Raw genomic sequence first — 14,589 nt, 5'->3', positions numbered from 1 at the left:
TGCTGGTTTAACAGGTCTATCGGCGGGGACTTATCAGCGGAAATCCGCCGCTTTAAAACCTTGCACAAGCGAAATTCCGCCGGTTTCGCCCACGTTAGCTTAGATCGAGTCTGCTGCAGCCGAATCTATTCCTCGTCGCTGCTCCCGGCCGGGCGATAGCTGCTACGCAGCAGGCCATGGCGCTGCATTTTCTCGTTGAGGGTGCGACGCGGCAGCTGCAACAGCGCCATCACCTCAGTGATATTGCCCTGGCAGTACTGCAGGGCACGGTGCAGGCATTGCGCCTCGAAGGTTTCCATCTGCTCGGCCAGCGACTGCACCGGCATCGCGTCCGCAGGTTCTACCCCGCCACTGATGCCCAGGGCGTGCCGCTCGGCCGCGTTGATCAGCTCACGCACGTTGCCCGGCCAGTCATGTGCGAGCAAGCGCGTCAGTTCGGCGGGTGCCAGGCTCGGAGTTTCGCGACCATGGCGTTGCGCGGCCTGGTGAGCGAAGTGTTCGAACAACAGCGGAATGTCTTCACGGCGCTCGCGCAACGGCGGAATGCGCAAAATCGCAACGTTCAGCCGGTAGTAAAGGTCTTCACGGAAGCGCCCGGCCTTGACCTCATCGAGCAGGTCCGGCTTGACCGCGCTAATCACCCGTAAATCGACCTGAATGCTGCGGTTAGAGCCAAGGCGCTCCAGGGTCTTTTCCTGCAACACGCGTAACAGCTTGACCTGCTGCGCCAACGGCAGACTTTCCACTTCATCGAGAAACAAGGTGCCGCCGTCAGCATGTTCGATGCGGCCGATACGCTTGCCCTGAGCGCCGGTAAACGCGCCGCTCTCATGACCGAACAACTCGCTCTCGAACAGGTGCTCGGGGATTGCCGCGCAGTTCAGCGCAACAAACGGCTTGCCGGCGCGGTTGCTGAAATCATGCAGGCAGCGCGCAACCCGCTCCTTGCCACTACCGGTGTCACCACGCAGGAGGATATTCACCGAGGTGCCGGCCAGTTCGAGGATCTGCCGGCGCAGGATTTCCATCGGCCTTGAAACCCCGAGCAACTGCGCCTCGATATGGTCCTTGAGGGCAAACTGCTGGCGCAGCTGACGGTTCTCGCAGACTAAGCGGCGCTTGTCCAAGGCGCGGCGCACGCTGTCGAGCAGACGCTCGGGGGTGAACGGCTTCTCGATAAAGTCATAGGCGCCCTGGCGCAGCGCCTGCACCGCCATCGGCACGTCGCCATGCCCGGTGATCAGAATCACCGGCAGCTCGCGGTCGCGCTCCAGCACGCTGTCGAGCAGCTGTAGGCCATCGGTGCCGGGCATGCGCACGTCGCTGATGATGATGCCGGGGTAATCACGGTCGACCAGCGCCAGCGCAGCCTGCGCCGTGGCGCAGCTGTGCACGCTAAAACCGGACAGCTCCAGCCACTGCTGCACCGCCTCGCGGATCGCCGCTTCATCGTCAACGACTATTACCTGCCCCGTCATACAACCTCCTGATTAATCGGCGGCAGTGTAGGGTGGGTGAGCGCCACAAAACCACCCATTTGAATACAGGCGCGGCGCGTAACCCGCGGGGTCGCAATACAAACCGTAGGGTGGGTTAGCCGCCTGTCACGATTGCCCGACTCTGCACCTGGCCTAGGGCGGCGTAACCCACCAGCGGTGTCACACACGCCATCGTCTGGTGGGTTACGCGGCGCACGACCATTGCGCGCGGCTAAACGACCACCTACCCGCGCCGCTAACCCACCCTACGGGTTTACCAGCGCCTACGCATTCGGCGCTGCCGGCAGGCGCAGGGTAAACACCGCGCCCTGCTCGCCATTGGCCGCCTCCAAGCTGCCGCCCAGCTCGCGCACGATGCCGTAAGACACCGCCAAGCCCAGGCCCAACCCACTGCCCACCGGCTTGGTGGTGAAGAACGGCTCGAATACATGCGCGAGCACATCCGCGGCAATCCCGCCGCCGCTGTCGGTGATGCTCAGCAGGCACTGCCCGTCCTGCTGCTCGATACGGATATACAGCTGCCGCGACTCGCTAGCGGCCATGGCATCCAAGGCGTTATTGAGCAGGTTGAGCAGCACCTGCTCCAGGCGAATGGCATCCCCCAGCACCCGTGCACGGCTGTCGATCTTGCTATGCAGCTGCACCTGCTCGCTGCGCAGGCGCGGCGCCAGCAGTTGCAGGGCCTGCTCCAGCACGTCACTCAGGCACAACCGCTCGCTAAGGCCGGCCGGGCTTTTACGGGCGAAGGTTTTCAAGTGGCCGGTAAGCCCGGCGATGCGCTGCAGCAAACCATCAATGCGCTGTAAACCCTCGCGCACATCGTCCTGGCGGCCGCTGTCGAGCAGCAAGCGCAGGCTGCCCAACTGCATCTGCATGGCGGTCAGCGGCTGGTTGATTTCATGGGCCATGGCCGCGGACATCTGCCCCAGCGCGGCCATCTTCGCCGCATGCACCAGGCCATCCTGGGCCTCGCGCAATTCGGCGGTGCGCAGCGCCACCTCGCGCTCCAAGCGCTCACGGATGCCCGCCTGCAAGCGCTGGTTCTTGCGCCACTGGGCCAGGTAGAGCAGCAGAAAGGCCAAAGTCATCCACACCCCGGCGGCGGCCAGGCGATAGCTGCGTACGCTATCAACCAGGGTTTTTGGTTCATGCAGCAAGTGCAGGGTCCAGCCTTCGTCATCCAGCGCCTGACGCTGCCAGAGGTAATCACGCGGACCATCCGGGCCGTCGACACGGCGCCACTGGCTGTTGCCGTCGATCTGTCGGCGCAATTTACTGCTTAACGGCTGCAAGGCCTGTTCGGCGTATTTGCGCACTTCCACTAGCTCGGCGCGGACCTGTTCGCTCAGCCCATCAAGGGCAAGAAAACGCCAGGCAGGGCGATTACTAAGAATCACCACCGAGTAGCTGTCGGCCACCAGCAGCACGCCGGGTTGGCTGACCCATTCGCGCTGCAGTTCTTCCAGCTCCAGCTTGACCACCAGTACGCCGAGCACCACGCCCTGCTCATCGCGCACAGCATGGGAAAGGAAATAACCGGGGATGCCGGTGGTCACGCCCACCGCGAAATAACGCCCGGAAGACTGGCGCACCGCATCCTGAAAGTACGGGCGAAACGCGTAGTTGTTGCCGACAAAACTGCTCCAGTCGCGCCAGTTGCTGGCCACCAGCGTTTCGCCCTGGGTATTAAGCAGATAGAGCACATTGGAGCCGGCGGCGGCGTTGAGCTGCTCCAGGCGCTCGTTGAGTTTGCGGCGCAGCAGGCTGTCATCCGGGGCACGCAGCAGCGACTTGATATCACTGTCCAGCGCCAGCACCTCAGGCACCGAGCGAAAGCGCTCGACCAGGGTGTGGATCGACTGCGCATACAGCTGTAACTGCCCGCGCGCCTCCAGGCTGCGCTCCTGCCAAGCACGCTGCTCGGCATAACGTCCGGCCAGCCAGATGCTCGCCAGCAGGCCGAGCAGGATCAGCAAGACAATCAGGACAACGCGGTAACGCAGCAAAAAGGCAGGCATGCACGGCTCGCAACGAGGCAGAGCCTGCATGGTAAGGCAAAACACCTGTCGCGATCAGGCCGGATAAAACCGCTGCAGCACACCGTCGTTCAACCACTGGCGTAACCAGCTCACGGCCTGTATCGGCGCCTGCTCGCCCAGATGAGCCAACTCGCCGCACAGCTCGGCAAAGCTCCAACCCTGCTCGATCATGCCCTGCAACGCCGTGGCTTCATCGGCCGCCAGGCTGCGATAGCGGGTTATCAATTGATCGCGCCAGACCAGGCAGACCTCGCCCTCGCTTAATGCCTGGCTACCGGGGAACTCTCTCTGCTCCTTACACGCTCGCCAAATCGCCAGGCTGTTATGCCGACACACCAACCACTGCACGCTGGGCAGCAGGCGTACCTGCAGGGTCGGCCAGTCTTCGGCGGGCAGCTCGGCCATCTGCGCCAGGCTCAAGGGCGCAGCGTCGACGGCGTCAAAGGCCAAGGTAAACGCCCACTCCAGCCGCGCCAGCTCACTCAGCGGCGCCGCCTGGGCCGGCACTAGATAGCCGTCGATAAAGTCCGCCAGCTGCGCACCGAGCCAACGCAAGCTGAAGTGCTGCGACGGATGGGCGCTGAGATAGGCCAACACCAGGGCGTCGAATTCCTCGTCACCGAGCCAGCCATGCACGGCCGGGTAATCGCCGCGCAACGCCTCCAGCAGCCGCGCACGGTAAGCATTGTGGTAAATCGCCAAGCCCTGCTCGGCACTCAACGCCGCGCTGCCCAACAGGCTCGCCTGAAGCGCTGGGTTCGGCTGGGCATCAGGATTCAGCAGGTATTCCTGCACCTGGTGCTGCCAGTCACTCAGGCGCATCGTGCAGTGCCTTGAAGGGCTTCCGCAGCCACCTGACGGGCCTTGTTCAGCTCGCCGAGCAACTCACCTAACACCGGGAAATGATCATCGCGCTCAAGCAACGTGGACACCGGGCCGAGGTGCTGCAAGGTGCGCTGGTAAAGCTGCCAGACCGGATCACTGACCGGCTGATCGTGGGTGTCGATCAGGTAGCTTCCGTAATCGCTGTGGCCCGCCAAATGCAGCTGACGGATACGCTGCTTGGGCAGGCTACTGATAAATTCCCAGGCATCAAAGCCATGGTTACGCGCACTGACGTAGACATTGTTGACGTCCAGCAACAGCTCGCAGCCGCTCAGTTCGCTGAGGGCCGAGAGAAACTGCCATTCGCTGAATTGATCATCGGCGCAGCGCAGGTAACTGGAGACGTTTTCCAGCACCAGCGGCCGCTCGATCACGTCCTGCACCTGCCGCACCCGCGCAGCCACATGCTGCAGGCTTTCTTCGGTATAGGGCAGCGGCAGTAGGTCATGCAGCTGGTGGGCATTGCCGCGGCTCCAGCACAGGTGATCGGAGATCCAGGCGGGCTGCACGCGCTGCGCGAGGTGTTTGAGCCGACGCAGGTAATCGCGATCCAACTCGTGCGGGCCGCCAATCGACAGCGACACGCCATGCATCACCAGCGGGTACTGCTCGCCGATAGCATCGAGGAAGTAGAGGGCTTTGCCGCCCTCCACCAGGTAATTTTCCGAGACGATCTCAAACCAGTCGATCGCCGGGCGTTGTTCGAGAATGGCTTGGTAATAGGTACTGCGCAGGCCCAGGCCAAAGCCCAGATTGCCGCGTTGAGCATTCATCACTGACTCCTTGCGCGGTGATGCGGGGCAACCGCAAAGGTCGCCCCGGCTCATTTACTCGCCGACGGTACCGCCCGCCGCATCGCAGTCGGCCTGGGTCATGGCTTTGAAGCCGTGGCCCTTGCAGACAGCCTGGCCTTTGCAGCTGTTCTCGGCAGTCTTGCAGTCGTTCTGGCCTTTGCAGGACGTCACGCCGTAGCAATGCACCGCCGCTTCTTCAGCCGCCACTACGGTCCCGCTCATACCGGCAAACATGGCAGCCGCTGCGAAGGCAATGGCAGCACCAGCAGCAGCGGTCGTTTTCATAGTCATGTGCGTATCCTCAGGTAATTTTGGTTGGCCGCACGCAAGGTTTTGCGTGCCGGCACTCAACTAGAGCGCTGAGGGGTGCTGGCGTTACAGCGGCCATGAAAAAAAGCCGCGCGCACTCAATCCTGATCGATGCGCAACTCAGGCACCGCGCGGCCGGCTACCAGGCGCTCGTCGACCAGGCGGATCACCGCCGCCTCGTCACGGATGCCGAACCACTCGCCCTGTGGATAAAGGCTCGCGGTCGGTCCCCTGTCGCAGGGGAACTGGCATTGGCTGCGGGTGATATGCACACCGCCTTCGCACTCCAGCTTGCCGGCGGCCTTGAGGCGCTGACGCAGGGTTTTCCATAAGCCCAGCGCGCCCTTGCGCGTGCAGCGCGGGCCGTTACACAGCAGCAGACGCTGGGCGTGTGGCGGAATGTGCGACCAGGCGTGCTGCGCCGGCACGGCGGGTACATCGCTGCAGGCCATGTGCAGTTGTGTGCGCTCAAGCAGCGCGGGCAAGCCGTCGAGCCAGGCGTCTTCGAGGGCGCTACATACCACAAAGACCTGCGCGCCATCGCTGCGCGCGGCAACTTGCTCACGCAGCCAGTCACGGTGGGCAACATCGGCACGCGGCTCGAGATCCACCACCAGCAATGGTCGCGGCGACTCATCCAGCGCCTGCCAGAACGGCTGCAGATCCTGTTCGCTGTCATGCAAATACGCCTCGCCCAACAGCGCCGTAACCCGCTGGTGCAAACGCTCAGCCGACGCGCCACGGCTGAGGCCGGGACCAATAAACAGCACGTGGGCGTATGGAGTGGGGTTCATCGCGACCTCCTCAAAAGGGCCGGCAGTCTAACAGGGGATTTTTTGCTCGGGTGGCGGCGCGTCAGATGAGACATCGTAGGGTGGATCGGGGCGCGTAGCTGACGCTGTTTTCATCCACCATTGCAGCTGGTGGATGGATGAAGCGCCATCCACCCTACCTGGCTACGGCTCAGCCAATCGCCGCTGAAGCGCCTCCCATAGGACGTCGGGCTGGAGAAACTCGCGCTCTACCCTCGGCAACTCGGGCCTGCGCAGCAGCACAACCGGCAAACCCAACTCCCGCGCCACCTGTAGCTTGGATTCGGTGGACTGGCTGCCGCTGTTCTTGCTGATCAGCACATCGATGCCCAGGCGGGCGAACAGCGCACGCTCCTCGTCCAGCGCGAACGGCCCGCGTGCGCCGATAATCTCGGCACGCGACACCGCTTGCTGCGCCGTCAGGCAGCGCACGGTCCAGTGCTGGTGCAGGGGAATCTCGGACAGGTGCTCCAGCGGCTCACGGCCAAGGGTAAACAGCGGCCGCTGGAAGTGTTCTAACGCGACGACCAGCTCGGCCCAGTCATTCACTTCACGCCAGTCATCGCCAGCCCCGGCCTGCCAACCGGGGCGACGCAGCGCCCAGCAGGCCACCCCGCTCAACTCGGCAGCGCGGGCGGCATTGGCGCTGATCTGCGCAGCATAGGGGTGAGTCAGATCCAGCAGCAACTCAATGCCCTGCTCGCGGATAAACGCCGCCAACCCTTCAGCCCCGCCAAAACCGCCCACACGCACCTGACACGGCAGGTCATCCGGCACGCGGCCCAAGCCCGCCAGGCTGTAAATGGCATCGGAGCTTAAACGGCGGGCCAAGCGCAGGGCTTCGGTGGTGCCGCCCAACAGCAAAATGCGCGGGTTCACGGTTTGCGCACCTCCAGTAGGGTGATCGGCAGGGCACTGCGCCAGGTGTCGAAACCGCCCAGCGGCTGCGCCTGAGCCACGCTGATGCGGGTCAGCTCGCCGCCCACCTGCTCACGCCAGGCCACCAGCGCCGCTTCGCTTTGCAGGGTGACGGCATTGGCCACCAGCCGACCGCCCGGCTTGAGGCTGGCCCAGCACTGCTCCAGCACGCCAGGGAGGGTCACCCCTCCGCCGATAAAAATCGCATCCGGCGCGGCCAGCCCGACCAGTGCCTCGGGCGCGCGACCAGCGACTAATTGCAACGCCGGCACGCCAAGCGCATCGCGGTTGTGTTGGATATGCAGCTGACGGCCAGCGTCGGCCTCGATGGCAATCGCCCGGCAACGCGGATGGGCGCGCATCCATTCGATGCCGATGGAGCCGCAGCCGGCGCCGACATCCCAGAGCAGCTGACCCGGTTGCGGCGCCAGGCGCGCCAGGGTGATCGCACGCACATCGCGCTTGGTCAGCTGGCCGTCGTGTTGATAGAGCGCATCAGACAAACCCGGCGTGACGGGCAGCAGGCGCGCATCGGCGTCCGCCACGCACTCGACCGCCAGCAGATTGAGATCGGCCACCCGTGGTAGCGCCCAGTCACTGGCCAGGCCGTCGATACGCCGTTCCTGAGCGCCGCCCAGGTGCTCCAACACGGTCAGGTAGCTGGGGCCGAAGCCGCGTGCACGCAGCAATTCGGCCACCGCCGCCGGACTGTCGCCGTCATTGCTCAGCAGCAACAAGCGCGCCCCGGGGAAAAGCTGCGCCTGCAGCGCCGCCAACGGCCGCGCCACCAGCGATAACACCGTCACCTCCTGCAGCGGCCAGCCCAACCGCGCCGCCGCCAGGGAGACCGACGAAGGCGACGAAAACACCCGCAATTCCTCGGCCGACAGCTGCCGCGCCAGGCTTGCGCCCACCCCGTAGAACAGCGGGTCACCACTGGCCAGCACACACACCGGCGTGCCGCGCCGCGCCAGCACCGGCTCTAGGTTAAAGGGGCTGGGCCACAGCTCTTGCTGGGCCGGCAGATCATCCGGCAACAGCGCCAACTGCCGCGCGCCACCGACAATGCACTGCGCCTCAGCCAGGGCTAGCCGCGCCGCCTCTCCCAAGCCGGCATAGCCGTCTTCACCGATCCCCACCAGGGTTAACCAGGCCGTCATGCATGCTCCTCAAACCGTCATCGTCGCGTCGGCCGACCAGTTGGCTGTCGTGCCGGCGCGCAAAGCGGGCATAATAGCGCCTTCGTCGGTGCCCGAGAGCCTGTCTAGGATCTGCTGCGCGTCGGCCATGCTGCGTTGGAAACGACTTCGAACTGCTCATTTACTACTTGTAAACTCCGCGTTCTCAGCCCTTTCCGCCTTGCCTGGCTCTAGCTCGCTAGCCCTAAACAGACTCTAAAAAGGGCCTAAGAGGGAATCAGGAGCGATCTGCCGATCGTGACCGAGCTGCCCCCGCAACTGTAAACAGCGAGTCTGCCGCAACTGTGCCACTGGGTAACCGGGAAGGCCGCGGCAGATGAAGACCTGTCAGCCAGGAGACCTGCCGACGACGCTAGTCGCGAGTGCCAACATCGGGCGGGGTGTACCGATGCCATTGAGTTCCCCCTGTGCTAGGGCGGGCTCTGCTGGTTCGGTCGCCGCGTCTTTGTTGTTGGTGAACCCGTTGCGCGACCATTCCACCACCGTTGATCCGTCACTACCACGCCCCAGCGCGTGCCCCGGCCTGCTGCGTATCGTTCAGGCGCTGGACGGTGGCATCTGCCGGGTCAAGCTGGCTGGCGGTGTATTGAGCAGCAACCAAGCCCGCGCCATCGCCGAGGCCGCCGAACACTGCGCCAGCGGCGTGCTGGAACTGACCAACCGCAGCAATCTGCAGATTCGTGGCGTATTAGCTGACCAGCAGAGCGAATTGATTGAGCGTCTACTCGCCGCCGATCTCGGCCCCAGCAACCCGGCGGCGGATGATGTGCGCAACCTGCTGCTCAGCCCCGCCACCGGTCTCGACCCGCAGGCGCTGCTCGACACCCGGCCGTTAGCTACCGCGTTGCTTGAACTGCTGCAAAACACCCCGGCACTGCACGGGCTATCGGCCAAGTTCGCCATTCAGTTGGACGGCGGCGAAGCCTTGGCGATGCTCGAACACCCGCACGATATCTGGCTCAGCGCCTTGCCTGGTGCGTCGACACAGCTGGCCTTCGGCCTGGCCGGATGCCCGACTGATACGCCGCTCGGGGTAATCGGCGTCGAGCAGGCAGCTGAGCTGATCGAACAACTGCTGTTGCTGTTTCTTGATCTGGCCGGCAGCGAGCACAGCCGCATGCGCCAGCTATTGGGCGTGATTACGCCCAGCCAGTTGCTGCACCAGCTGCAAGCACGCGTGCCTTTTGCCATCCAATCAGCTCCAACGGATTGGCAACGCACAGCCATCAGTCAGCACGCCGCGATGGGTATTTATCCACAGCAGCAAAACGGCCTGTGCATGGTTGCCGCTGGCGCGCGCCTAGGCCGAATCGACGCTACACAATTGCACGCCCTGGCCGATCTGGCTGAACAACATGGCGATGCCAGTCTGCGCCTGACGCCCTGGCAGGGTGTGTTGCTGCCAAATATCCCCGAACACTCGGCAAACAAACTGCTGCACGCGCTGGGCGAGCTCGGCTTGCTCACCGATGCGCAAGAACCGTTAAGCCAGCTGATCGCCTGCACCGGCTCCGCCGCCTGCGCTAAAGGCTTGAGCGACAGCAAGGCCGATGCCCTGCACTTAGCCAAGCGTCTGCACGCCGGCAGCGCGCGTCCACAGGTACACCTGAGCGCCTGCCCGCGCTCCTGCGCCGCTGCGCACACCGCGCCCTTTACCTTGCTGGCCAGCAGCGCCGGCCACTACCAACTCTATCAACGCACGCCGCAGGCAGCCGGTTTCGGCCAGCTACAGGCCAGCGCCATGACTATCGACGAGGCCGGCGACTGGTTCGCCGCCCACTGCGCAACAGGAAATAGCGATGCTTGATTACATCCGCGACGGCCAGGAAATCTACCGCCAATCCTTCGCCACCATCCGCGCCGAGGCTGACCTCAGCAACATTCCAGCTGATCTGGAAAAGCTCGCCGTGCGGCTCATCCACGCCTGCGGCATGGTCGATGTGGTGCAGGACCTGCGCTTCTCCGCCGGTGCCGGTGCTGCCGGCCGCGCCGCACTGGCCAAGGGCGCGCCGATTCTCTGCGATGCGCGGATGGTCGCCGAAGGCATCACCCGCCCGCGCCTGGCTGCGAATAACCCGGTGATCTGCACCCTGCATAACGACGGCGTAATTGAGCAGGCCCGCGCACTGGGTAATACCCGCTCGGCAGTTGCATTGGAGCATTGGCGCGAGCACCTGGAAGGCAGCGTGGTGGTAATCGGCAACGCGCCCACCGCACTGTTTTACCTGCTGGAAATGCTCGACGCCGGCGCGCCAAAACCGGCGCTGATTATCGGCATGCCGGTGGGCTTTATCGGCGCGGCGGAATCCAAGGACGCCTTGGCGGCCGACAGCCGTGGCGTGCCCTATGTGATCGTCCGCGGTCGGCGTGGCGGCAGCGCCATGGCGGTGGCGGCGGTCAATGCCCTGGCCACGGAGGTGGAATGATGACTGTGCAAAAAGGCCGCCTGCTCGGCATCGGCGTTGGCCCCGGCGACCCTGAGCTGATTACCCTGAAAGCCCTGCGTTTGCTGCAATCAGCTGCCGTGGTCGGTTACTTCGTGGCCAAGGCCAAAGCCAACAAGGGCCAGGGCGGCAACGCCTTCGGCATCATCGAAGCGCACCTGACCGACGCCCAGCAACGCCTGCCGCTGGTCTACCCGGTGACCACGGAAAAACTCGCTGCGCCACTCAGCTATGAAGATGTGATCAGCGACTTCTACGACACCTGCGCGGTACAGATCGCTTCACGCCTGGATGCTGGCCAAGACGTAGCAGTGATCTGCGAAGGCGACCCGTTCTTCTATGGCTCCTACATGTACCTGCACGACCGCCTGGCCGGCCAGTACGAGGTGGAAGTAGTACCGGGCGTGTGCTCCATGCTCGGCTGCGCCTCGGTGCTTGGCACGCCGCTGGTGTACCGCAACCAGAGCTTGAGCGTGCTCTCCGGCGTGCTGCCCGAAGACGAACTCAAACAACGCCTGCACAGCGCCGAAGCGGCGGTGATCATGAAGCTGGGGCGCAACTTCGAGAAAGTCCGCCGCGTGCTGCAAGAGCTGGGCATCGACGACCGCGCCCACTACGTTGAGCGCGCCACCATGGGAAACCAACGCATCGTGCCGTTGGATGAGGTGGAGCCGATGTCCTCACCGTATTTCTCGATGATCGTCATCCCCGGCGAGAAATGGCGCGGGTAGTCCCTAACGTGAAGACCCGTAGGGTGGATGACGCTTTTTCCATCCACCATCGCAATTGGTGGATGGGTGAAGCGTCATCCACCCTACCCACACACCCAGGAATCGCGGTTCCCCGGATTACATCCGGGCTACAGGACTGATCGCGGCCAAGGCCGCTCCTACGCCAACCACGGAACACCTTATGACCAGCGCTCCCGCCATTATCATTCTCGGTTCCTCTGCACTGCCCTGCGCGCGGCGCATCCAGGCGCTGTATCCCCAGGCCGAGATCCACGGCCTGAGTGGCCGGGTCGAGGGCGTTGAGCGCACCTATGAAGACTTCGGCGACACCCTGCGCGCGTTGTACCGCGCCGGTACACCGATCATCGCCCTGTGCGCCGCCGGCATCGTCATCCGTAGCCTGGCCGCCGTGCTGGGCGAGAAAGACCGCGAACCGCCGGTGCTGGCGGTGGCCGAAGACGGCAGCGCCGTGGTGCCGCTGCTCGGTGGTCTGGGTGGAGTAAACCGTATGGCGCGCGAAGTTGCCGCGCACCTTGACGTCAGCGCGGCGATCACCACCAGCGGCGAACTGCGTTTCGGCACCTGCCTGCTGGAGCCGCCGGCCGGTTATGTATTGGCCGATCTTGAGCAGGGCAAAGGCTTTGTCAGCGATCTGCTTGGCGGCCAGGCCGTGCGTATCGAAGGTGATGCACCCTGGCTGGCCCAGGCCAAATTGCCTGTGGATAACCATGCCTCGCTAGTTATCCACATCAGCCCGCACCGCCGCGCCGCTAACGCCGATGAGCTGCTGATTCACCCGCAACAAGTCGCCGTGTGGGTCGAAAGTGTCAGCGCCGACTTACTCAGCGAATTACAGCACGCGCTACGCAGCAGTGGCCTGGCCGCGCAAAGCTTGGCCTGCCTATTGGCTGCACCAGAGTTGATGGCCAACACCGAACTGCACGCCGCCGCCGCGCAACTCAAGCTGCCGCTGCGCTTTATTGACGATGTAAGCCAACTGCCGCCGCTGCACAGCCAGCACGCCAACCTGCGCCTGCTGCTGGCCGCTGCGGCCATCGATGCCAGCCAGCTCGGCCGCCCGCGTGGTCGCTTGACGGTAATCGGCCTTGGCCCCGGTGCCGCCGAATTTATGGTGCCTGCCGCGCGCCAGGCACTGGACGAAGCGCAAGACCTGCTCGGCTACGAAACCTATATCAACATGGCCGGCCCGCTGCGCCCGGAGCAGGTGCGCCACTGCACCGATAACCGCGAAGAAATGCAGCGTGCACGCCATGCCTTCGAGTTGGCCGCCAGCGGTCGGCGGGTGGTGGTGGTGTCGTCCGGCGACCCCGGCGTATTCGCCATGGCCGCCGCCGTGCTGGAAGCCTTGCACGAGTCGACCGATGCCGAGTGGCAGCGCGTCGATTTGCAGGTCTTCCCCGGCGTTTCCGCTGCGCTGGCCACCGCCGCCAAGGCCGGCGCACCGCTGGGCCATGACTTCTGCCTGATCTCCCTGTCCGACAACCTCAAACCCTGGACGATTATCGAAAAGCGCCTAGCGCACGCCGCTGCCGCCGACTTGGTGATGGCCTTCTACAACCCCATTTCCAAAGCCCGCCCCTGGCAGCTTGGCAGCGCCCTAGACATCGTCCGTCAGCAACGCACGCCAGAAACCCTGGTGGTGCTCGGCCGCGATATCGGCCGCCCCGGCGAAACCCTGCGCATCCTCACCCTCGGCGAACTCACGCCAGAAATGGTCGATATGCGCACCCTGGTAATCATCGGCTCCAGCCAAACCTGCCGCTTCCCGCGCGCCGAAGGAGGCGAATGGGTGTACACGCCGAGAAGTTACCCACAGCTGTAAACGTGGGATGGGTTGAGCCTGCGATACCCATCAGGCGATAGCCTTACACCGTATGAGTATCACTACGTTTAACCCATCCCACGGGCTCAGTTGCACGGCAAAAAAACGATCAATCGACAGCCTGAGCAGGCTTAGCTTGTCTTGTTCGGCGGGGCATCACTAAGGTACCCACCTCTTACTCACCGCTACACCTGAACGCATCGGCTTGGGTTGTAGTGATCAAGGATGATTAGCATGTTGCGCACCCCCACTCCTAGCTCCATGCTGCTCGCCAGCGCCCTGCTTTTTTGCGCGTTCAGCAGCCAGGCTGCGAGCAAGCATTGCCCCGTACTGATTGATCAATCGGACAAGGCCAACATCCTCGACTATGCGCAGCGCGCCAATGACGGAGATGCTTGCGCCCAATACAACATGGGTTACCAGTATTACACCCAGCAGGACTACCGCGAGAGTGAGCGCTGGTACAGCAAAGCCGCCGAGCAAGGCGTTAGCCGCGCTGCGTTTGATGTAGCCATGCTCTACCGCGACAACCTCCTGCCGGGAGACGACTCCGAACGCAAACGCTGGCTGAATCAGGCCGCCGAACTGGGCTTGGTACTGGCTCAAGTTGAACTGGGCATCGATTACTTGGACAACCCTGGTGATCAGGAAGAGCGTTACCAAGCCATGCACTGGTTTGAACAAGCCGCAGAACAAGGCAACGTTCAAAGCCAATACCTGCTGGGCAGCTTGTACTGGACAGCGGACAGTGGCGTGCAGTTTTCTTCCAGCGACGATGAGCGCGCCATGCACTTCGGCAGCGACGACAGTAAAGCGCTGTACTGGACCTGCAAGGCCGCGCAGAACAACCATGCCCCCGCGCAATTCAGCCTGAGCGAGGCCTACGGCAACGGCACTGGCACGCCGTTCAATCGCACCCAAGCGCAACTGTGGCTGGAACTGGCTGCCAGCAACGGCAGTGAAGAAGCCAAAGAGCAACTGGATGACAGCGATATGCCTTGGTACAGCCGCCTGGAAAACTGGGGCAAGCGGCAAATGATCGATGAAACCGCTGAATGCCCAGACGTTGAGCTGGAAGCCACAGAACAGCAGGCAAGCTACTAACGTAAGGAATCA

13 protein-coding genes and 1 riboswitch are annotated in these 14,589 nt (G+C 63.6%); of the genes, 5 read left to right on the top strand and 8 right to left on the bottom strand.

Going from position 1 to position 14,589, the window contains the following annotated elements; translation table 11 throughout:
- Window positions 1-125 precede the first annotated feature (125 nt).
- The 8 genes from BMZ32_RS07620 to cbiE form a co-directional block, all read right to left on the bottom strand.
- Window positions 126-1,478, bottom strand: a complete 1,353-nt coding sequence (locus BMZ32_RS07620; RefSeq protein ID WP_090241034.1) for a sigma-54-dependent transcriptional regulator — start codon at window positions 1,476-1,478, stop codon at window positions 126-128.
- Window positions 1,479-1,762: 284 nt separating this feature from the next.
- Entirely contained in the window at window positions 1,763-3,517 is a 1,755-nt protein-coding gene (locus BMZ32_RS07615) for a sensor histidine kinase (RefSeq protein WP_090241032.1), read from the bottom strand.
- A gap of 54 nt (window positions 3,518-3,571) precedes the next feature.
- Complete coding sequence (locus tag BMZ32_RS07610) at window positions 3,572-4,360, bottom strand: HvfC/BufC N-terminal domain-containing protein (protein ID WP_090241030.1); 789 nt, start codon at window positions 4,358-4,360, stop codon at window positions 3,572-3,574.
- Window positions 4,351-5,196, bottom strand: a complete 846-nt coding sequence (bufB, locus tag BMZ32_RS07605) for an MNIO family bufferin maturase (protein ID WP_090241028.1) — start codon at window positions 5,194-5,196, stop codon at window positions 4,351-4,353. The genes BMZ32_RS07610 and bufB overlap by 10 nt, the downstream gene beginning before the upstream one ends.
- A gap of 54 nt (window positions 5,197-5,250) precedes the next feature.
- Window positions 5,251-5,508, bottom strand: coding sequence for a BufA2 family periplasmic bufferin-type metallophore (bufA2, locus tag BMZ32_RS07600; protein WP_090241026.1), 258 nt, complete (start codon window positions 5,506-5,508; stop codon window positions 5,251-5,253).
- A gap of 116 nt (window positions 5,509-5,624) precedes the next feature.
- On the bottom strand, window positions 5,625-6,320 hold the full coding sequence (locus tag BMZ32_RS07595; RefSeq protein ID WP_090241024.1) for a (2Fe-2S) ferredoxin domain-containing protein: 696 nt from the start codon (window positions 6,318-6,320) through the stop codon (window positions 5,625-5,627).
- 162 nt (window positions 6,321-6,482) lie between these two features.
- Window positions 6,483-7,217 (bottom strand): cobalt-precorrin-6A reductase, encoded by a 735-nt coding sequence (locus BMZ32_RS07590; RefSeq protein ID WP_090241022.1) that lies wholly within the window; start codon window positions 7,215-7,217, stop codon window positions 6,483-6,485.
- Window positions 7,214-8,416 carry a precorrin-6y C5,15-methyltransferase (decarboxylating) subunit CbiE gene (gene cbiE, locus BMZ32_RS07585; RefSeq protein ID WP_090241020.1) on the bottom strand — a complete coding sequence of 401 codons (1,203 nt, stop codon included), beginning with the start codon at window positions 8,414-8,416 and terminating at the stop codon, window positions 7,214-7,216. Before cbiE ends, BMZ32_RS07590 begins: the two co-directional genes overlap by 4 nt.
- Before the next feature lie 202 nt (window positions 8,417-8,618).
- Window positions 8,619-8,817, top strand: a riboswitch (cobalamin riboswitch).
- A gap of 101 nt (window positions 8,818-8,918) precedes the next feature.
- On the opposite strand from cbiE, the gene cobG reads away from it, so the two are divergent.
- The 5 genes from cobG to BMZ32_RS07560 all read left to right on the top strand — a co-directional run bounded on the left by cobG (window position 8,919) and on the right by BMZ32_RS07560 (window position 14,577).
- Entirely contained in the window at window positions 8,919-10,262 is a 1,344-nt protein-coding gene (gene cobG / locus BMZ32_RS07580) for a precorrin-3B synthase (protein WP_244153927.1), read from the top strand.
- Complete coding sequence (locus tag BMZ32_RS07575; RefSeq protein WP_090241016.1) at window positions 10,255-10,881, top strand: precorrin-8X methylmutase; 627 nt, start codon at window positions 10,255-10,257, stop codon at window positions 10,879-10,881. Before cobG ends, BMZ32_RS07575 begins: the two co-directional genes overlap by 8 nt.
- Window positions 10,878-11,630 carry a precorrin-2 C(20)-methyltransferase gene (locus BMZ32_RS07570; protein ID WP_090241014.1) on the top strand — a complete coding sequence of 251 codons (753 nt, stop codon included), beginning with the start codon at window positions 10,878-10,880 and terminating at the stop codon, window positions 11,628-11,630. Before BMZ32_RS07575 ends, BMZ32_RS07570 begins: the two co-directional genes overlap by 4 nt.
- A gap of 181 nt (window positions 11,631-11,811) precedes the next feature.
- A complete protein-coding gene (cobJ, locus tag BMZ32_RS07565; RefSeq protein WP_090241012.1) occupies window positions 11,812-13,473 on the top strand; it encodes a precorrin-3B C(17)-methyltransferase in 1,662 nt (553 codons plus the stop codon).
- Between the two features lie 234 nt (window positions 13,474-13,707).
- Entirely contained in the window at window positions 13,708-14,577 is an 870-nt protein-coding gene (locus BMZ32_RS07560) for a tetratricopeptide repeat protein (protein ID WP_167376725.1), read from the top strand.
- The last annotated feature ends 12 nt before the right edge of the window (window positions 14,578-14,589 follow it).

This window comes from Pseudomonas guineae (genome assembly GCF_900113745.1).
Taxonomy (GTDB): Bacteria; Pseudomonadota; Gammaproteobacteria; order Pseudomonadales; family Pseudomonadaceae; genus Aquipseudomonas; species Aquipseudomonas guineae.
Note: the sequence above shows the minus strand (reverse complement) of the source record. Positions and strands in the feature narration are given on the sequence as shown.

Excerpts from the sequence above, each read along its gene's own strand:
- BMZ32_RS07620 (WP_090241034.1), bottom strand. The coding sequence starts at position 1,478 with ATGACGGGGCAGGTAATAGTCGTTGACGATGAAGCGGCGATCCGCGAG.
- BMZ32_RS07560 (WP_167376725.1), top strand. The coding sequence starts at position 13,708 with ATGTTGCGCACCCCCACTCCTAGCTCCATGCTGCTCGCCAGCGCCCTG.
- BMZ32_RS07595 (WP_090241024.1), bottom strand. The coding sequence starts at position 6,320 with ATGAACCCCACTCCATACGCCCACGTGCTGTTTATTGGTCCCGGCCTC.
- BMZ32_RS07615 (WP_090241032.1), bottom strand. The coding sequence starts at position 3,517 with ATGCCTGCCTTTTTGCTGCGTTACCGCGTTGTCCTGATTGTCTTGCTG.
- BMZ32_RS07610 (WP_090241030.1), bottom strand. The coding sequence starts at position 4,360 with ATGCGCCTGAGTGACTGGCAGCACCAGGTGCAGGAATACCTGCTGAAT.
- bufB (WP_090241028.1), bottom strand. The coding sequence starts at position 5,196 with ATGAATGCTCAACGCGGCAATCTGGGCTTTGGCCTGGGCCTGCGCAGT.
- BMZ32_RS07570 (WP_090241014.1), top strand. The coding sequence starts at position 10,878 with ATGATGACTGTGCAAAAAGGCCGCCTGCTCGGCATCGGCGTTGGCCCC.
- cobJ (WP_090241012.1), top strand. The coding sequence starts at position 11,812 with ATGACCAGCGCTCCCGCCATTATCATTCTCGGTTCCTCTGCACTGCCC.
- bufA2 (WP_090241026.1), bottom strand. The coding sequence starts at position 5,508 with ATGACTATGAAAACGACCGCTGCTGCTGGTGCTGCCATTGCCTTCGCA.
- BMZ32_RS07575 (WP_090241016.1), top strand. The coding sequence starts at position 10,255 with ATGCTTGATTACATCCGCGACGGCCAGGAAATCTACCGCCAATCCTTC.
- cbiE (WP_090241020.1), bottom strand. The coding sequence starts at position 8,416 with ATGACGGCCTGGTTAACCCTGGTGGGGATCGGTGAAGACGGCTATGCC.